Origin of the sequence: Streptomyces actinomycinicus (genome assembly GCF_016741775.1) — a bacterium.
Lineage (GTDB): Bacteria > Actinomycetota > Actinomycetes > Streptomycetales > Streptomycetaceae > Streptomyces > Streptomyces actinomycinicus.
In genome coordinates, this window is record NZ_JAERRK010000028.1 from 85,373 (window position 1) to 103,356 (window position 17,984).

The 17,984-nt window shown below is 72.7% G+C and carries 15 protein-coding genes; 12 read left to right on the top strand and 3 right to left on the bottom strand.

The features are described from left to right. The first annotated feature begins 275 nt into the window (after positions 1-275). Together JK359_RS35175 and JK359_RS35180 are read left to right on the top strand one after the other, a co-directional pair. Complete coding sequence (locus JK359_RS35175; protein WP_201843698.1) at positions 276-1,691, top strand: NAD-dependent malic enzyme; 1,416 nt, start codon at positions 276-278, stop codon at positions 1,689-1,691. Positions 1,692-2,015: 324 nt separating this feature from the next. Next, the gene (locus JK359_RS35180) at positions 2,016-2,297 is read left to right on the top strand and encodes an HU family DNA-binding protein (RefSeq protein WP_014673024.1); all 282 of its coding nucleotides are present in this window, start codon (positions 2,016-2,018) and stop codon (positions 2,295-2,297) included. Between the two features lie 173 nt (positions 2,298-2,470). Here JK359_RS35180 and murA read toward each other — a convergent pair whose 3' ends face one another. Continuing rightward, positions 2,471-3,811: a UDP-N-acetylglucosamine 1-carboxyvinyltransferase gene (gene murA, locus JK359_RS35185; protein ID WP_201843699.1), complete on the bottom strand. Its 1,341-nt coding sequence runs from the start codon at positions 3,809-3,811 to the stop codon at positions 2,471-2,473. Positions 3,812-4,144: 333 nt separating this feature from the next. Between murA and JK359_RS35190 the strand changes: the two genes are divergently transcribed. The 7 genes from JK359_RS35190 (at position 4,145) to JK359_RS35220 (ending at position 13,975) form a co-directional block, all read left to right on the top strand. After that, positions 4,145-4,717 carry a YqgE/AlgH family protein gene (locus JK359_RS35190; protein WP_201843700.1) on the top strand — a complete coding sequence of 191 codons (573 nt, stop codon included), beginning with the start codon at positions 4,145-4,147 and terminating at the stop codon, positions 4,715-4,717. Between the two features lie 29 nt (positions 4,718-4,746). Beyond that, entirely contained in the window at positions 4,747-5,034 is a 288-nt protein-coding gene (locus tag JK359_RS35195; protein ID WP_189294548.1) for a DUF3039 domain-containing protein, read from the top strand. A 198-nt stretch (positions 5,035-5,232) separates the two neighbouring features. Further along, complete coding sequence (locus JK359_RS35200; protein ID WP_201843701.1) at positions 5,233-6,870, top strand: beta-N-acetylhexosaminidase; 1,638 nt, start codon at positions 5,233-5,235, stop codon at positions 6,868-6,870. Between the two features lie 270 nt (positions 6,871-7,140). Further along, positions 7,141-8,034 carry an FAD binding domain-containing protein gene (locus tag JK359_RS35205; protein ID WP_201843702.1) on the top strand — a complete coding sequence of 298 codons (894 nt, stop codon included), beginning with the start codon at positions 7,141-7,143 and terminating at the stop codon, positions 8,032-8,034. Then, positions 8,031-10,346, top strand: a complete 2,316-nt coding sequence (locus JK359_RS35210) for a 2Fe-2S iron-sulfur cluster-binding protein (RefSeq protein ID WP_201843703.1) — start codon at positions 8,031-8,033, stop codon at positions 10,344-10,346. Before JK359_RS35205 ends, JK359_RS35210 begins: the two co-directional genes overlap by 4 nt. Next, a complete protein-coding gene (locus tag JK359_RS35215) occupies positions 10,343-12,652 on the top strand; it encodes a xanthine dehydrogenase family protein molybdopterin-binding subunit (protein ID WP_201843704.1) in 2,310 nt (769 codons plus the stop codon). Before JK359_RS35210 ends, JK359_RS35215 begins: the two co-directional genes overlap by 4 nt. 165 nt (positions 12,653-12,817) lie before the next feature. Next, entirely contained in the window at positions 12,818-13,975 is a 1,158-nt protein-coding gene (locus JK359_RS35220) for an SUKH-4 family immunity protein (RefSeq protein ID WP_201843705.1), read from the top strand. Between the two features lie 13 nt (positions 13,976-13,988). Here JK359_RS35220 and JK359_RS35225 read toward each other — a convergent pair whose 3' ends face one another. Further along, positions 13,989-14,777 carry a VOC family protein gene (locus JK359_RS35225; protein ID WP_201843706.1) on the bottom strand — a complete coding sequence of 263 codons (789 nt, stop codon included), beginning with the start codon at positions 14,775-14,777 and terminating at the stop codon, positions 13,989-13,991. A gap of 194 nt (positions 14,778-14,971) precedes the next feature. Here JK359_RS35225 and JK359_RS35230 point away from each other — a divergent pair, with 194 nt between their 5' ends. Together JK359_RS35230 and JK359_RS35235 are read left to right on the top strand one after the other, a co-directional pair. Then, positions 14,972-15,277: a hypothetical protein gene (locus tag JK359_RS35230; protein WP_201843707.1), complete on the top strand. Its 306-nt coding sequence runs from the start codon at positions 14,972-14,974 to the stop codon at positions 15,275-15,277. Between the two features lie 166 nt (positions 15,278-15,443). Next, positions 15,444-16,112, top strand: coding sequence for a DUF998 domain-containing protein (locus JK359_RS35235; protein WP_201843708.1), 669 nt, complete (start codon positions 15,444-15,446; stop codon positions 16,110-16,112). A gap of 52 nt (positions 16,113-16,164) precedes the next feature. Here JK359_RS35235 and JK359_RS35240 read toward each other — a convergent pair whose 3' ends face one another. Further along, entirely contained in the window at positions 16,165-17,154 is a 990-nt protein-coding gene (locus tag JK359_RS35240) for a sigma-70 family RNA polymerase sigma factor (RefSeq protein ID WP_201843709.1), read from the bottom strand. A gap of 293 nt (positions 17,155-17,447) precedes the next feature. Between JK359_RS35240 and JK359_RS35245 the strand changes: the two genes are divergently transcribed. Next, positions 17,448-17,846, top strand: coding sequence for a DUF4234 domain-containing protein (locus JK359_RS35245; RefSeq protein WP_201843710.1), 399 nt, complete (start codon positions 17,448-17,450; stop codon positions 17,844-17,846). Positions 17,847-17,984: the final 138 nt, after the last annotated feature.

Sequence of the window (17,984 nt, forward strand, 5' to 3'; positions counted from 1 at the left end):
ACCTTCGTCCCTCAGAGGGACCACTTGCCGCGAGGCGAGCATGGCGGGTCGGTGTCACTGAGCTTGAAGAGACCCACGTCCGATGTGACGTGGGTCTCTTTATTTTGTCTGATCACTTCTCGTATGGTGGAAGTGGTTTTCCGAAACCGCGCACCTGGCGGGAACCGCGTGTGAACAAAACGTCCGCAATCCAGGGCGACTACCGCGTACTGATCGGTAGGTGCGACGATCGGACGGCACAACTCGCGACACGGTGAAAGCAGAGGAAGTCGGCCATGGCAACGGCGCCCAGCGTCTCCTACTCGATGACCATCCGGCTGGAGGTGCCCGCGAGCGGAACCGCCGTCTCGCAGCTCACCAACGCCGTGGAGTCCTCCGGAGGCTCGGTCACGGGTCTCGACGTCACCGCGTCCGGACACGAGAAGCTCCGCATCGACGTCACCATCGCGGCCACGTCCACGGCCCACGCCGAGGAGATCGTCGAGAAGCTGCGCGGCATCGAGGGCGTCACGCTGGGCAAGGTCTCGGACCGTACGTTCCTCATGCACCTCGGCGGCAAGATCGAGATGGCGTCGAAGCACCCCATCCGCAACCGTGACGACCTGTCCATGGTCTACACGCCCGGCGTGGCCCGCGTCTGCATGGCCATCGCCGAGAATCCCGAGGACGCCCGCCGCCTCACCATCAAGCGCAACTCCGTTGCGGTCGTGACGGACGGCTCCGCCGTGCTGGGCCTCGGCAACATCGGCCCGAAGGCCGCGCTGCCCGTCATGGAGGGCAAGGCGGCCCTCTTCAAGCGTTTCGCCGGCATCGACGCCTGGCCGCTCTGCCTGGACACCCAGGACACCGACGCGATCGTCGAGATCGTGAAGGCGATCGCCCCCGGCTTCGCCGGCATCAACCTCGAGGACATCTCCGCGCCGCGCTGCTTCGAGATCGAGGCCCGGCTGCGCGAGGCCCTCGACATCCCCGTCTTCCACGACGACCAGCACGGCACCGCCATCGTCGTCCTCGCCGCCCTGACCAACGCCCTGCGCGTCACCGACAAGGCCATCGAGAACATCCGCGTCGTCATGTCCGGCGCCGGCGCGGCCGGTACGGCCATCCTCAAGCTGCTGCTCGCGGCCGGCGTGAAGAACGCCGTCGTCGCCGACATCCACGGTGTCGTCCACGCGGGCCGCGAGGACCTGGTGGGTGCCCCGGCCGACTCGCCGCTGCGCTGGATCGCCGACAACACCAACCCCGAGGGCCTGACCGGCACCCTCAAGGAGGCCGTCCGCGGCGCCGACGTCTTCATCGGCGTCTCCGCCCCGAACGTGCTCGACGGCGACGACGTGGCCGCGATGGCCGACGGCGCCATCGTGTTCGCGCTCGCGAACCCCGACCCCGAGGTGGAGCCGGCGATCGCCCGCCAGACGGCGGCCGTCGTGGCCACCGGCCGCTCCGACTTCCCGAACCAGATCAACAACGTGCTGGTCTTCCCGGGTGTCTTCCGCGGCCTGCTGGACGCCCAGTCCCGCACGGTGAACACCGAGATGATGCTCGCCGCCGCAAAGGCCCTGGCCGACGTGGTGAGCCAGGACGAGCTGAACCCGAACTACATCATCCCCAGCGTCTTCAACGACAAGGTCGCGGGCGCGGTGGCCGGAGCGGTCCGCGAGGCCGCGAAGGCCGCCGGCGCGACCGTCTGACCCCTCACGCGCCGAACGGTGCGGGGGCTGTGAGGATCACCACGGCAGCCCCTTGCACCGGCGCGTCGTGGAACCACCGGATGACGGGCGCGCTCTAGGGTGACGGCCGAGCGGGCGCTTTTCGTGTGACTCCCCAGGGTGTTCCCACGACTCCTACGGGTGCCGGATTGGCTTTCCCGCCGCAGGTAGGGGCAGGATGCTCCCCCAGGGACTACGTCCAGGGGGCACCCCCAAGGGGCGCGAGCGCATCGGCATCGCAGTGCCTACTATGCGGCCCCGCCGCGTGGCACACCCCAACGGCAAGAAAAACACGGGAGTAACAACATGAACCGCAGTGAGCTGGTGGCCGCGCTGGCCGACCGCGCCGAGGTGACCCGCAAGGACGCCGACGCCGTGCTGGCCGCGTTCGCCGAGACCGTCGGCGAGATCGTCGCCAAGGGCGACGAGAAGGTCACCATCCCCGGCTTCCTGACCTTCGAGCGCACCCACCGTGCCGCTCGCACCGCGCGCAACCCGCAGACCGGCGAGCCCATCAACATCCCGGCCGGCTTCAGCGTGAAGGTCACCGCGGGCAGCAAGCTCAAGGAAGCCGCCAAGGGCAAGTAAGCGAAAGCGCTCCGCTTCGAGCGCCGCCCACGTGAGCGCCGTGGGTGACTGCGGGTCCGCCGTGGCTGTCCACGCGGTTCCCCGCGCCCCTTCAGGGGCGCGACGCAGTGGAGACGCCAAAAGGGCGGCCCCCCTTCCATCGAGGGGGGCCGCCCTTTTGCCGTTCGCGGTACCTAGCCGAGCGCCTTGCCGGGCAGCTCGACCTTCGCGCCGAGTTCCACGAGCTTCTCCATGAAGTTCTCGTAGCCGCGGTTGATGAGGTCGATGCCGTGGACCCGGGAGGTGCCCTCGGCCGCCAGGGCCGCGATGAGGTACGAGAAGCCGCCGCGCAGGTCGGGGATGACCAGGTCGGCGCCCTGGAGCTTGGTCGGGCCGGAGACGACCGCGGAGTGCAGGAAGTTGCGCTGGCCGAAGCGGCAGTCCGAGCCGCCCAGGCACTCGCGGTACAGCTGGATGTGCGCGCCCATCTGGTTCAGGGCCGAGGTGAAGCCCAGGCGGGACTCGTACACCGTCTCGTGGATGATGGACAGGCCCGTGGCCTGCGTGAGGGCCACCACCAGGGGCTGCTGCCAGTCGGTCTGGAAGCCCGGGTGGACGTCCGTCTCCAGGGCGATGGACTTCAGCTGGCCGCCGGGGTGCCAGAAGCGGATGCCCTCGTCGTCGATCTCGAAGGCACCGCCCACCTTCCGGTAGGTGTTCAGGAACGTCATCATGGAGCGCTGCTGGGCGCCCCGGACGTAGATGTTGCCGTTGGTCGCGAGGGCGGCCGACGCCCAGGACGCGGCCTCCAGACGGTCCGACAGGGCGCGGTGGGTGTAACCGCCGAGCTTCTCCACACCGGTGATGCGGATCGTGCGGTCGGTGTCCATCGCGATGATCGCGCCCATCTTCTGCAGCACGCAGATGAGGTCCTCGATCTCCGGCTCCACGGCCGCGTTGGACAACTCCGTGACGCCCTCGGCCAGTACGGCCGTCAGCAGCACCTGCTCGGTCGCGCCGACGGACGGGTACGGCAGGCGGATCTTCGTACCGCGCAGGCCCTTCGGCGCCTCCAGGTACTGCCCGTCGGCCCGCTTCTCGATGGTCGCGCCGAACTGCCGCAGCACGTCGAAGTGGAAGTCGATGGGCCGGCCGCCGATGTCGCAGCCGCCCAGGCCCGGGATGAACGCGTGCCCGAGGCGGTGCAGCAGCGGGCCGCAGAAGAGGATCGGGATGCGGCTGGAACCCGCGTGGGCATCGATGTCAGCCACGTTGGCGCTCTCGACGCGCGTCGGGTCCATCACCAGTTCGCCGGGCTCGTCGCCCGGACGGACCGTCACCCCGTGCAGCTGGAGCAGGCCTCGCACGACCCGCACGTCACGGATGTCCGGAACATTGCGCAGTCGGCTCGGCTCGCTGCCCAGCAGGGCGGCGACCATGGCCTTCGGCACGAGGTTCTTCGCACCGCGGACACGGATCTCGCCCTCCAGCGGGGTTCCGCCGTGGACAAGCAGGACATCGTCGTTGACGGTCATGAATCTCGCGTTCCGATGAGTTGGTCAGGGTCCGGCCGATCACTGAGCGCGGGGGCCGGGAAGACAGGGTAATCGCCGAGTACCCCCCGCCCGTAAGCCCAAGTACCACCCAGCCACGTCATAGCTGTGTCACAACACGAACCGTTCCACGTCGGGCACATGGGGTCACCGGCGCGCGGAGGCGCGACGGCCCGCCTCCGGCGCGCCCGCCCGTTCCCCGCGCCCGCCCCCGCACGAGCCCTGACGGGCCGCTGCGCCCGAACAGGGCGGTCCTCGCTCCCGTGCCCCCGATTGGCTCCCCACACCGGGGAAAGATGCGGGATCATGTCTGGCATGACCGAGGTGTCCTCGCTCACAGGGCGGCTGCTCGTGGCCACTCCCGCCCTGGCGGACCCGAACTTCGACCGCGCGGTGGTGCTCCTCCTCGACCACGACGAGGAGGGCTCCCTCGGTGTCGTCCTCAACCGCCCCACCCCGGTGGACGTGGGCGACATCCTGGAAGGCTGGGCCGAGCTGGCCGTCGAGCCCGGCGTCGTCTTCCAGGGCGGCCCGGTGTCGCTGGACTCGGCGCTCGGCATCGCGGTCATCCCGGGCGGGGCGAGCGGCGACGGCGCCCCGCTCGGCTGGCGCCGGGTGCACGGCGCGATCGGCCTGGTCGATCTGGAGGCCCCGCCGGAACTGCTCGCCTCCGCCGTCGGCTCGCTGAGAATCTTCGCCGGGTACGCCGGCTGGGGCCCCGGACAGCTGGAGGACGAGCTGGTGGAAGGCGCCTGGTACGTCGTCGAGTCCGAGCCGGGCGACGTGTCCTCGCCGGCCCCGGAGCGGCTCTGGCGCGAGGTGCTGCGCCGCCAGCGCAGCGAGCTGGCGATGGTGGCCACGTATCCGGACGACCCGTCGCTCAACTGAAGCCTGTGAGCTTCAGTACCCTGGCTGGTATGAGCACTCTTGAGCCCGAGCGCGGGACTGGTACGGGGACACTCGTAGAGCCGACACCACAGGTGTCCCACGGTGACGGCGACCACGAGCGCTTCGCCCACTACGTCCAGAAGGACAAGATCATGGCGAGCGCCCTCGACGGGACCCCCGTCGTGGCGCTGTGCGGCAAGGTCTGGGTGCCGGGCCGCGACCCGAAGAAGTACCCCGTGTGCCCCATGTGCAAGGAGATCTACGAGTCCATGGGCAGCGGCGGCGACGAGGGCAAGGGCAAGGGCGGCGACAAGTAGCCCCTGGCCCGCCTGCCGGCGGTGAGGTCCCTGGGCCGCGTGACGAAGCGCGGGCCGGGGATCTTTCTGTTCCCCGGACCTCAACTGGTCCAGACCTCTTGTGGCCGTCCTGTGCAGTCCCTAGCCTTCGAAGCGTTGTGCAGGGTGAGGCGCACGTTGCGCAGGGCGCAACGCGCCGGGGGGTGAGGGGCTGATGTCATGGAACTGATTCCGGCGCCGGATGCCGTCGAGGGGCCGACGGACCACCGTGTGCCGCTCGGCCACCGCACCACCCTGTGGGCCGGCCCGGGCACGGAGCGCACCGAACGCTGGCTGCGGGCCACGCTCGGCGCGGCCCTCGGGCTGCCGCTGCCGCCCGGCCCGCGGGACGCCCGCGACGCCGTACGGCTGCTCCTGGACGACACCCTCGAACCCGAGGCGTACCGGCTCGGCGCCGTCCCCGGCCACGGGATCGAGATCCGCGGCGGCGGACCCGCCGGTGTGTTCTGGGGCGCGCAGACCCTGCGTCAGCTCCTCGGCCCCGACGCCTTCCGGCGCGCGCCCGTACGGCCCGGCCGCACCCTCGCCGTGCCCGGCCGGGTCGTCGAGGACGCCCCCCGCTTCCGCTGGCGCGGCCTGCTGCTCGACGTGGCCCGGCACTTCATGCCCAAGGACGGCGTGCTGCGCTACCTGGACCTGATGGCCGCCCACAAACTCAACGTCCTGCACCTCCATCTGACGGACGACCAGGGCTGGCGGATCGAGATCCGGCGCTTTCCCGGGCTGACCGAGACCGCTTCCTGGCGGGCGCGGACGAAAATCGGTCACCGTGCCTCACCGCTCTGGGAGGAGAAGCCGCACGGGGGTTACTACACCCACGACGACATCCGGGAGATCGTCGCCTACGCCGCCGAACGGCACATCAGTGTCGTCCCGGAGATCGACGTACCGGGCCACTCGCAGGCCGCCGTCGCCGCATACCCCGAACTCGGCAACACCGACGTCGTCGACACCACCGCCCTGTCCGTCTGGGACGACTGGGGCATCTCCGCCAACGTCCTGGCGCCCACCGACACCACCCTGCGGTTCTACGAAGGGGTGTTCGAGGAAGTCCTGGAGCTGTTCCCCGCGGGCGCGGCCGGGTTCTCGGAGTTCGTCCACATCGGCGGCGACGAGTGCCCCAAGGGGCAGTGGGCCGAGTCCGTGGCCGCCAAGACCCGCATCGCCGACCTCGGCCTCGCCGGCGAGGCCGGGCTGCAGGCCTGGTTCATCGGGCACTTCGACGCCTGGCTCGCCGCGCGCGGGCGCCGCCTCATCGGCTGGGACGAGATCCTCGAGGGCGGTCTCGCGCCGGGCGCCGCGGTCTCCTCCTGGCGCGGCTACGCGGGCGGGATCGCCGCCGCGCGGGCCGGCCACGACGTGGTCATGTGCCCCGAGCAGTACGTGTACCTGGACCACCGTCAGGCCCCGGGCGAGGACGAACCGGTGCCGATCGGCTACGTGCGCACCCTGGAGGACGTCTACCGGTTCGAACCCGTGCCGGAGGGGCTCACCGAGGAGGAGGCCCGGCACGTGCTGGGCACCCAGGCCAACCTGTGGACCGAGGTGATGGAGGACATCGCGCGCGTGGACTACCAGGCCTTCCCCCGGCTCGCGGCCTTCGCCGAGGTGGCCTGGAGCCGGCTGCCCGCCCCGGCGGAACGGGACTTCGCCGACTTCGAGCGCCGGATGGCCGCCCATTACCGCCGGCTCGACGCCCTCGGCGTCGGCTACCGGCCGCCCACCGGGCCCCGGCCGTGGCAGCGGCGCCCCGGCGTGCTCGGCCGCCCGATCGAGGGACCTCCCCCGCAGAGGTGACCGGCCGGCCACCCCGCCCCGCATTGGTGAACCCTCGAACAGGTAACGGGAAAACCCCGGCAGGATCACCGAAGAGTGGCAATCGGTGCGCACCGGTGATGCCGTGCGAAAACGGACCATCTCGCCGGTGAGGTGGGCGAATGCCTCCTAGCGGACCCCCGCGTTCGGGTGTTGCAAAGATGTGCCAGAGTTGCGTCGTCCGCCCTGTCAGCACGTACCGTACGGCAGCACAGGCGGGACCATGTGGGGCAGCGGGAAGGGGCAGCCGGTTTGACCACGCACGCACCGCAGGCGGCGCAGGCCGTCACGCTGCCCACGACACTGGACGAGGCTGTGGCGGCCCTCACGGCCATGCCCGCCGCGGTCCCGGTCGCGGGTGGCACCGACCTGATGGCCGCCGTCAACTCCGGCCAGCTCAGGCCGGCCGCCCTGGTGGGCCTCGGCCGGATCAGCGAGATCCGCGGCTGGCAGTACCAGGACGGCCACGCGCTGCTCGGCGCGGGCCTCACGCACGCCCGCATGGGCCGCCCGGACTTCGCGGCCCTGATCCCGGCGCTCGCCGCCGCCGCGCGCGCCGCGGGTCCGCCGCACATCCGCAACGCGGGCACCCTGGGCGGCAACATCGCCACGGCCGCCCCCACCGGGGACGCGCTGCCGGTGCTGGCCGCCCTGGAAGCGACGCTGATCATCGCGGGCCCGGGCGGGGCCCGCCGGGAGATCCCGGTGTCGCACCTGCTGGCCGGCGTGGAGATGCTCGGTGGCGGCGAACTCATCGGCTACGTGCGCGTACCGCTGCTGCACGCCCCGCAGGTCTTCCTGAAGGCGACCGGCCGCACCGGGCCCGGCCGCGCGGTCGCCTCCGTGGCCGTCGTCCTCGACCCCGCCCGGCGCGGCGTGCGCTGCGCCGTCGGGGCCATAGCGCCGATGCCGCTGCGGCCCCTGGAGGCCGAGGAGTGGGTCGCGCAGCTCATCGACTGGGACAACGACCGCGCGCTCGTCCCGGAGGCGCTGCACGCCTTCGGCGAGTACGTCGCCGCGGCCTGCATCCCCGACCCGGCCCCCGAGCCCGACGGCTCGGTGACCCCGCTACCGCCCGCCGTACTGCACCTGCGGCGCACCGTCGCCGCACTGGCCCGACGAGCACTGGGGAGGGCGCTGTCGTGACCGACGACCAGCACGGAGAGGGCACGTCCCAGGGCGGCGGCCGCTGGAACCCGCTGCCCCAGGGCGACTACGACGACGGCGCCACCGCCTTCGTGAAGCTGCCCGAGGGCGGCATCGACGCGCTGCTGTCCGGCGACAGCCCGCTGGCCGCGCCCGGGCACGGCTACGTGCCGCCGCGGATAACGGCCACACGCCCCGTCCCCGACGACTGGCCCGCGCCCGAGGGCGGCGGCCAGTGGCCCGACCCGAACGCCGCGGCGGCCCAGCCGCAGGCCGCCGACGACCGGTTCACCTACCAGCCCGGTGCCACCCAGCACTGGACCTTCGAGGAGCCCGCCGCACCGGCCGCCCCGGGTCACGACGTCACCGGGCAGTGGTCCATCCCCGTCGCCGGCGGCGACCTTCCGGATGAATCGGGCGAGTTCACCACGTCGTCGCTGGTCGAGCAGTGGGGCGGCACCCCGCCCGCCACGCTGCCCGGCGGCGCGCCCGCACCCTGGGCGACGGACGGCGCGGGCCGGCCCTTGAGCCGGACCGCCCCTCCGCAGACCCCGGCCCCGACCGACTCCCCCGCGCCCGCCGACGGCACCGGCCACACGGCCCTGCCGGACCACGCCGGCGCACACCCGGCGGGCGGCACGCCGGCGCCCGCGCAGGACGCGTACGGCCCGGAGGGCGGGTACGAGGACGCGTACGACACGGGGGACGGGTACGTCCAGGAGGGCGGCTACGTCCAGGAGGACGGGTACGTTCCGCGGGACGGCTACGGGCACGCACCGGCCGGGCATGACGCACCGGCCGGGCACGAGACACCGGCCGGGCACGAGACACCGGCCGGGCACGAGGGCGACGGTCCCGCGGAGGCCGGGCGGTCCGGGGCCGGGCACGTGCAGGCCGGGGCGCCCGAGGCAGGGCACACCGAGCCCGGGCACGTGCAGGCCGGGGGGTCCGGGGCCGGGCACACCGAGGGCGCGTACACGGAGAACGAGTACGCGGAGAGCGGGTACGCCGGGCACCAGTCCGCCGAGCCGGGTGCGGCGCCGGGCGCCGAAGGCAACGGCCCCCTGGAGGCCGCGGAACGCCCCGCTGGCGGCCCCGCGGACCACGACCGGCCCACGGACCGGCCCGACGCCCCGCAGCCCGCGACGACGGCCGCCACGGCCGGGCCGGGGGCACCCCTCGCCCCGACGACGGTCGGCGACCACCCCGGCACCACCGACGCGGACGCCGACGCGCCCCGCGGCCGTGCCGGCGCACCCGCCGACCCCACCGGTTCGCCCACCGGCCGTGCCGGCGCACCCGCCGACTCCGACGGCGTGCCAGGGACCCCTACGGGCGTGCCGGGGTCGCGTGCCGGTGCGCCGGGGGCGGCCGGTACGCCCGGCGCCGGGGTGGCGGACGCCGATCCGGCAGGCGGTGCGGACGCCGGTCCGCCCGTGACGGACGAGTCCGGCGAGGCCGCCGGTGCCCACTCCGCCGAAGGGTCCGCGCCCGCGCCGGAGGCCGCCCCCGAGGGCGGTGAGGAGCAGGCCGCCGCACCCCTCCCGCCGCACGACGACCACCCCCTCGCCTCCTACGTCCTGCGGGTCAACGGCACCGACCGCCCCGTCACCGACGCCTGGATCGGCGAGTCCCTGGTGTACGTGCTGCGCGAGCGGCTCGGCCTCGCGGGCGCCAAGGACGGCTGCTCGCAGGGCGAGTGCGGGGCGTGCAACGTGCAGGTCGACGGCCGCCTGGTCGCCTCCTGCCTGGTCCCGGCGGTCACCACGGCCGGCAGCGAGGTGCGCACGGTCGAGGGCCTGGCCGCCGACGGCGAACCCTCCGACGTGCAGCGCGCGCTCGCCCGGTGCGGTGCCGTCCAGTGCGGCTTCTGCGTGCCGGGCATGGCGATGACCCTGCACGACCTGCTGGAGGGCAACCCGGCGCCGACCGAGCTGGAGGCCCGGCAGGCACTGTGCGGCAACCTCTGCCGGTGCACGGGCTACCGGGGTGTCCTGGAGGCCGTGCAGGAGGTCGTCGCCGAGCGCGAGGCGGCCCAGGCCGGCAGCGGGACGGACGCGGACGAGGCACGGATCCCGCACCAGGCGGGCCCCGGCTCCGGCGGTGTCCACGCGTCGGCGTTCGAGGCGCCGGGCGCCTTCGACACCACCCGGACGCCGCGCGCGTTCGAGGCGGCCCCCGACGACTACGGGGACACCCAGGGCGGCACGTACGGCGACCCGCAGGGCGGCTACGGCGACACGCCCGACCCGTACGGCACACCGCCGGGACCGCAGGACCAGCACTACGGCCAGGACGGAGGCCAGGCGTGAGCCACGAAGCCGGCACCGCGACCACCGCCGCGGAACCCGCCCCCGCGGCCGAGCCGTTGCCGCACGGCCTCGGCGCCTCCCTGCCGCACGCCGACGCCCGCGCCAAGACCGAGGGCACCTTCCCGTACGCGGCCGACCTGTGGGCCGAGGGCCTGCTCTGGGCGGCCGTACTGCGCTCCCCGCACGCGCACGCGCGCATCGTCTCCATCGACACCACCCACGCGCGCGAGATGCCCGGCGTACGGGCCGTCATCACGCACGAGGACGTTCCCGGCACGCCCCGCCACGGCCGGGGCACGCCCGACCGGCCGGTGTTCGCCTCCGAGGCCGTACGGCACCACGGCGAGCCCATCGCCGCCGTCGCCGCCGACCACCCGGACACCGCGCGGATGGCCGCCGCTGCCGTCATCGTCGAGTACGAGGTGCTCGACCCGGTGACCGATCCCGAGCAGGCCTTCGAGGCGGAGCCGCTGCACCCCGACGGCAACCTGATCCGGCACATCCCCCTGCGCCACGGCGACCCGGACTCGGCCGGCGAGGTGGTGGTCGAGGGCCTGTACCGCATCGGCCGCCAGGACCCCGCCCCCATCGGCGCCGAGGCCGGCCTCGCCGTACCGCGCCCCGACGGCGGCGTGGAGCTGTACCTGGCCTCCACCGACCCGCACGCCGACCGCAACACGGCCGCCGCCTGCTACGGGCTGTCCCCGGATCGGGTGAAGATCGTCGTCACGGGGGTGCCGGGGGCCACCGCCGACCGCGAGGACCAGGGCTTCCAGCTCCCGCTCGGCCTGCTCGCGCTCAAGACCGGCTGCCCGGTGAAACTCACCGCCACGCGCGAGGAGTCCTTCCTCGGCCACGCCCACCGCCACCCCACCCTGCTGCGCTACCGGCACCACGCCGACGCCGACGGCAAGCTGGTCAAGGTCGAGGCGCAGATCCTGCTGGACGCGGGCGCGTACGCCGACACCTCATCCGACGCCCTCGCCGCCGCCGTCTCCTTCGCGTGCGGCCCGTACGTCGTCCCCAACGCCTTCATCGAGGGCTGGGCCGTCCGCACCAACAACCCGCCCTCCGGCCATGTGCGCGGCGAGGGCGCCCTGCAGGTGTGCGCCGCCTACGAGGCGCAGATGGACAAGCTCGCGAAGAAACTCGGCCTGGACCCGGCCGAACTGCGCCTGCGCAACGTCCTCGCCACCGGTGACGTGCTGCCCATCGGCCAGACCGTGACCTGCCCGGCACCGGTCGCCGAACTCCTCCAGGCGGTACGGGACCACCCGCTGCCCGCGCTGCCCAAGGACACGCCCGAGGAGGAGTGGCTGCTGCCCGGCGGACCCGAGGGAGCGGGCGAACCCGGCGCGGTGCGCCGCGGCGTCGGCTACGGCCTGGGCATGGTCCACATGCTCGGCGCGGAGGGCGCCGACGAGGTGTCCACGGCGACGGTCAAGGTCCACGACGGCATCGCCACCGTGCTCTGCGCGGCGGTGGAGACCGGCCAGGGCTTCACCACCCTCGCCCGGCAGATCGTCCAGGAGACCCTCGGCATCGAGGAAGTCCACGTCGCTCCCGTCGACACCGACCAGCCGTCGGCCGGCGCGGGCTGCCGGGGCCGGCACACCTGGGTGTCCGGCGGCGCGGTGGAGCGGGCCGCGAAGATGGTCCGCACGCAGCTGCTGCAGCCCCTCGCGCACAAGTTCGGCATGTCCACCGAGCTGCTCCAGATCACCGACGGCAAGATCACCTCGTACGACGGTGTCCTCTCGACGACCGTCATGGAGGCGATGGAGGGCAAGGAACTGTGGGCCACGGCCCAGTGCCGCCCGCACCCCACCGAGCCGCTGGACGCCGCCGGCCAGGGCGACGCCTTCGTGGGCCTCGCCTTCTGCGCCATCCGCGCGGTCGTGGACGTCGACGTCGAACTGGGCTCGGTGCGCGTGGTGGAGCTGGCGGTGGCCCAGGACGTGGGCCAGGTGCTCAACCCGGCGCAACTGGCGGCACGCATCGAGGCGGGCGTCACCCAGGGCGTCGGCATCGCCCTCACCGAGAACCTCCGTACGCCCCGCGGCCTTGTCCGCCATCCCGACCTGACCGGCTACGCCCTCCCGACCGCGCTGGACGCCCCCGACATCCGGATCGTCAGACTGGTCGAGGAGCGGGACGTGGTCGCCCCCTTCGGCGCGAAGTCCGTCAGCGCCGTCCCCGTCGTCACCGCTCCCGCGGCGATCGCCTCCGCCGTCCGTGCCGCCACCGGCCGCCCGGTCAACCGTCTCCCGATCCGCCCGCAGGCCGCGGTGATCCCGGACCGCTGAGCCGGTCCGGGAGCGCAACGGTAGCGGGCCGCCCGACGTCCTTTCCCGTGAGGGACGTTGTCAGTGGGGCGGCGTAGTGTGCGGAGCAGTGAGGGCACCTGTCCGAGGGCCGCGTACGCCCGTGTACGCACGCCCGTCACGCACGGGGAAGATCGCGGGGGAGCGATGAGCACGACCGACGCCGGAATCCCGGCGATCACGCTGACCGAGGCGGAGCTGGGCCGCCACGTCACGCACGCGCCGACACGCGGTCTGCTCACGGGACCCGGACTGCCCGCGGACACCGACCTGCTGACCTTCTCCCCGCTGCGCAGACACGGCCTGCGCACGCTCGCCGACGCCGCGGACGGCCCCTTCCGCCTCGCGGAGGAGCTGCGGGGCCGCCTGGTGATAGGGGAACTGCTCACGCCGGCCGGCATGGAGCGCGAGTCGATCCTGCTCGACGGCGTCACGGGCGAGATCACCACGGCCTACCTCGCCGGCCCGTCCGACCCGCGCCCCTTGGCGCCCTCCCTGCACACGCTGCTGCGGTTCGCCGCCGTCACCGAGGAACTGTCGGGCCTGCGCGGCCGTTTCGCCTCGCTGTCCGGCCAGTACGGGCCGAAGACGGTGACCGAGGCCTCCCGCCGCCTGCTGGCCCTCTTCGAAGAGGACACGGACGGCGAGGTCCCGCCGTACTGGAAGGCGGCGGCACTGATCCGTCCCCTCGCCCTGATCGCCGGACCCGGCACTGCCTCAGGCCTCACCCTGGACGTGCCCGCGCGCGTCCTGGACCAGGAGTTCGGCCAGGGCAGGACGGCCCGCTTCGAGGAGGTCGACTTCCCGCCGTCGCTCACCCACGAGCCGACCCGGCGTTTCCTGCGCGAGACGGGGCTGCCGGAGGAGGCGGTCTTCTTCCGCACCGACACGGACGTGCCGTTGCCGACCCTGCGGGAGTACTTCACACAGGAGCGCCCCGGCTACCCGGCAGGGCAACTCCCCGCCCACTGCGACCACTTGATCCGTCTCGGCCACCTGCTGGAGGAGAACAGCCTGGTGGTCGACGGCAGAACGGGCGCCGTCCTCACCTTCAGCGAGCCGGATGCCACGCTCCACCCGCTCAACACCGACGTCTCCACCCTGGCCTTCACCCTCTGGCTCCTGCACCACGAGCGCAGGATCGACACCCACCTGTCCCGCGAACTGGCGACCACGGCCTACGACCAGCTGGCCGCCGCCATGATCCACACCCTGAACGCCCTCGACCCCACGGGCACCCTGCCCGACGCCACCTGGCACTACTGGACGGACCTCTTCCAGGACGAGGCGGGCGGGGTGCTCTGAGAGCCCGGCTCCCTCAGTCCTTCGCCGTCGTGATGACGGCGAAGGGCGCACCGGCGGGGTCGAGGAACATGGCGAACCGGCCGATGCCCTCCGCCTCGGTCGTCGGGATGATGACGGTGGCTCCCGCCTCGCGCGCCCTGCCGACCGTGGCGTCACAGTCGCTCACCTCGAAGTACGGATGCCACTCCGGCGTCGATCCGGCATCGAGGTTCTCCTGGGGCAACTGCATCAGCCCGCCGTGGGCCGCCTCCGCGCCGGCGGCGGCCGGCGAGAGGACGGTGTAGGTCAGCTCCGGGCTCATGGCCACGTCGTTCATCTGCCAGGAGAACACCGACCGGTAGAACGCCTTCGCCGCCTCGGCGTCGGTGGTGTACAGCTCCACCCAGGAGAGGCTGTCGGGCACGCCGACGACCTCCAGGCCACCCGTCTCGCGTGGCTGCCAGACGGCGAAGTCCGCGCCCGTGGGGTCGGTGAAGGCAGCCATCCGGCCGAAGGAGAAGACGTCCGCCGGAGCGACCCTGACCCTGCCACCCCCCTGCTCCACGGCCTTGGCGGTGGCGTCGGCGTCCGGCGTGTGGAAGTACACCGTCCAGGACGGGCTCGCACCCGCTTCGGTGAGCGGGCCCAGCCCGGCGACCGTCCTGCCGTCCCGCAGGAAGAAGCCGTAGTCACCCGCCTCCGGACCGGCCGACCGCAGCTCCCAGCCGAAGACGGCGGAGTAGAAGGCGGCGCTCGCGCCGGTGTCCGGACTCCCCAGATCGAGCCAGTTCGGGGCGCCCGGCACATACGTGGTCGTCTGCATGGTGTGGTCCTCCACCGTGGGTTCGGGACACCGCGTCACTCGGGGTCCGCACGGAAGAACGAAGCGGACCCTCCGAGGTTCCGGCCGGAGCGAGCGCCGAACCGCTGCTCGGGGGCCGGTTACTGACGAGTTCTCAGCGCTTTGTAGGATCGGCTCCGACCCAACTCGAGTTCTATTCATGGGGGATTCAACTCATGACCAAGCGTTTTTCCGCCCTGGCCGTCTCCGCGGCCATCGTCGGAGGCCTCTTCGTCACGGCGATGCCCGCCCAGGCCGCCGTCCCGGCCGGCCACGGTGTGGTCTCCAAGGCCGCCGTCACCTGCAACAAGAGCCAGATGCGCCAGCAGATCGCGAACCTCAAGAACAAGGCCGCGCAGCTGAAGCACCTGGGTGAGGACGCGGCGGCCAGGAAGGCGCTCGCCGATGCGGCCGCCATCCAGCGGAAGCTCGACGCGTGCATCAAGGCCGAGGACGAGGCGGCCAAGCCGTTCCCCGGCTAGTTCCCCGTCCGACGCGTGTGTGGCGCCCCCCGTCCGTTCACCGGACGGCCGGGCGCCACACGCGTCACCGGCATGATGTGATCCAGGACACGATCCTCTGAGCGATGACTTCGCCCCCGGCCGTCGGTCATATGAGCGACAACTTCGGAGCCAGGAAGGCTTGGTCATGACTCACGCGCTCAGCGCCCCCCAGCAGGTCGCCTCCGCCGGGACCGCGTCGCGCCCCGTGGTCCGGTGCGCCCTGGCCGGCGGCATGGTGGCGGGCCCGCTGTTCCTCGCGGCGGGGATCGTGCAAGGTCTCACGCGGGACGGGTTCGACTTCACCCGCAACGCGATCAGCCAGCTCGCCCTCGGTGAGGCGGGCTGGATCCAGACGGTCAACTTCCTCGTCACCGGGGCCTTGCTGATCGCCTGTGCCGGCGGACTGCGCAGAGAGCTGCGCGATGGCCCGGCCGGCACCTGGGGTCCGGCACTGGTGGCGGTGTTCGGCGCATCTTTCTGGGCCGCCGCGGCCTTCGAGGCCGACGCCGGCGCGGGCTTCCCGGCCGGCGCCCCGGACGCCACCGCGCTGAGCGGGCACGGAACCGTCCACATGGCCGCCGGGGCGGGCGGCTACCTCGCCCTGTGCGCCGCGTTCGTCGTCCTGGCCCGCCCGCTCGCCGCGCGCGGCCACCGTGGCTGGGCCGTGGCCTCGCGCCTCGTGCCCGTGGCCGTCCTGGCCGGGTTCATGGCCTCCGCCGCCTCCGTCCTGGCCTTCACCGCGGGCGCGGGTCTCGGTCTGCTGTGGCTGACCGCGGTGACGGTCCGGCTCGTCGCCGCACCGGGGGAGAGCTGACCTACTGCCGCTCCCGCAGGCGACCGGCCTCCCCGGGGACTTCGGTCCATGATCAGAGGGGGGCGCCGGGCGGGGAGTCCGCGCCCAGGTGGTCCGGCAGACCGAAGAGCGGGAAGAGACGGTCGGTGTCGCGGAAGGCCGTGATGCCGGTGATGCGGTCGCCGGCGAACTCGACGACCTGGAGGGCCCAGGGCGCGTAGCCCGCGCCGTCCGGGCGGGGGCGGTACTGCCCGAAGGCGGGGGAGCCGTTCGCCATGGTCGGGACGAGACGGGACCCCCGACAGCCGACGGCCGGTCCGGTCAGCCACGCCTCGATGTCGCCGGTGCCACGCATCCACTTCGCGTACGGCGGCAGGCACAGGGTCGCGTCGACGTGGAGCAGCATGTTCAGCTCCTCCATGTCGTAGCGGGAGAAGGCCGCGGCGTACCGGTCGGCCAGCACCCGGCGCACGGCGTCGGGCGGCTGGGGCGCGCTGTCCCCGCCCGCTTCCCGGCGCGCGGCCAGCGTCGTACGGGCCCGCTGCAGCGCGCTGTTGACCGAGGCGACGGTGGAGCCGTGCAGATCGGCCACCTCGCGTGCGGAGAAGCCCAGGACGTCGCGCAGGATCAGCGTCGCCCGCTGCCTGGGCGGCAGGTGCTGCAGCGAGGCCACGAACGCGAGCCGTACCGATTCCCCGACAGTCGCGGACGCCTCCGGGTCACCGCCCGGGCAGGGCCCGATCCACGAGGCCGCGTCCTCCGGGGGCCCCGGTGGGGTGGCGCCGTCCGCCGGCCCGGTGAGGTCCATCGGCAGGGCACGTCGCTTTCCGGAGGCCAGGGCGTCGAGGCACACGTTGGTGGCGATGCGGTACAGCCAGGACCGCAGCGACGACCGTCCCTCGAACCGTTCCACGCTCCGCCAGGCCCGCACCAGCGTCTCCTGCACCGCGTCCTCGGCCTCGGCGTACGACCCGAGCATCCGGTAGCAGTAGCCGGTCAGCTCACCCCGGCGTTCCTCGAGCCCCTCGAGCGCCGATGCCGTACCCGCCGCCACGTCCCCCATGCCGTACCCCCTCGACGAGCAGCCCGCCCGCACCAGTTCCTCCGGCACCGGCGAAATCCGCTGAACGACCCTAGCCCACCCCGGCCGGCCGCGGCAGCGCCGTCGACGTGGCCGCTCCCGGCGGGAAGCGGCAGGGGCGGCCACCGCGCGTGAGGGCGGATTCACCCGTTGATCCGCCTCCGTCTCGCGCGAGCAGGCGTTCCGCAGAAAGCTGAGTCCCGTGGGCCTCACGCCGAAAACCGCCTCGCACGCCAGCCCTTGCTGCGACCACTCCGCGCTACCTGAAGGAACCCATGCACGGCCGAGCGGGAAAATCACGCAACATCTTCCTCGTGTGGCTCGTCTGGCCACTCCTCACCTTCGGTATCTACTTCTTCGTCTGGTACTACAAGATCAACCGCGAAGCGCGCGACTTGGACGACCGCATCGAAGTAAGCCCCGTATGGGCCATGCTGGCTCAGCTCCTGGGCTGGATGCTCATCCTGCCGCCCTTCATTTCGACCTACCGCTGCGGCGAACGCATCTCCCAGATGCGGCGCGCCGCCGGCCTGCCGGCCGATTGCAACCCCTGGATCGGAGTCATTCTGATGTTCGTCGGCGCGCAAGCCCTCTACTACCAGAACGAAATGAATGCAATCTGGGCCCGCTACGACAATCCGCCAGAGGGCGCAGACATTCCCCTCGTGGCATGACGCCAGGCGCTGAGCGCTGTAGCCCCTCGACTGAGGCGGCCCACCAAAAGGGCGGCACCCCCAAGGGTGCCGCCCATTCGTTTCACCTATCCAGAAAAACAGAGGCCGTGGCGGGATTCGAACCCACGTAACTCGCTT

Excerpts from the sequence above, each read along its gene's own strand:
- JK359_RS35175 (WP_201843698.1), top strand. The coding sequence starts at position 276 with ATGGCAACGGCGCCCAGCGTCTCCTACTCGATGACCATCCGGCTGGAG.
- JK359_RS35180 (WP_014673024.1), top strand. The coding sequence starts at position 2,016 with ATGAACCGCAGTGAGCTGGTGGCCGCGCTGGCCGACCGCGCCGAGGTG.
- murA (WP_201843699.1), bottom strand. The coding sequence starts at position 3,811 with ATGACCGTCAACGACGATGTCCTGCTTGTCCACGGCGGAACCCCGCTG.
- JK359_RS35190 (WP_201843700.1), top strand. The coding sequence starts at position 4,145 with ATGACCGAGGTGTCCTCGCTCACAGGGCGGCTGCTCGTGGCCACTCCC.
- JK359_RS35195 (WP_189294548.1), top strand. The coding sequence starts at position 4,747 with ATGAGCACTCTTGAGCCCGAGCGCGGGACTGGTACGGGGACACTCGTA.
- JK359_RS35200 (WP_201843701.1), top strand. The coding sequence starts at position 5,233 with ATGGAACTGATTCCGGCGCCGGATGCCGTCGAGGGGCCGACGGACCAC.
- JK359_RS35220 (WP_201843705.1), top strand. The coding sequence starts at position 12,818 with ATGAGCACGACCGACGCCGGAATCCCGGCGATCACGCTGACCGAGGCG.
- JK359_RS35225 (WP_201843706.1), bottom strand. The coding sequence starts at position 14,777 with ATGCAGACGACCACGTATGTGCCGGGCGCCCCGAACTGGCTCGATCTG.
- JK359_RS35230 (WP_201843707.1), top strand. The coding sequence starts at position 14,972 with ATGACCAAGCGTTTTTCCGCCCTGGCCGTCTCCGCGGCCATCGTCGGA.
- JK359_RS35235 (WP_201843708.1), top strand. The coding sequence starts at position 15,444 with ATGACTCACGCGCTCAGCGCCCCCCAGCAGGTCGCCTCCGCCGGGACC.
- JK359_RS35240 (WP_201843709.1), bottom strand. The coding sequence starts at position 17,154 with ATGGGGGACGTGGCGGCGGGTACGGCATCGGCGCTCGAGGGGCTCGAG.
- JK359_RS35245 (WP_201843710.1), top strand. The coding sequence starts at position 17,448 with ATGCACGGCCGAGCGGGAAAATCACGCAACATCTTCCTCGTGTGGCTC.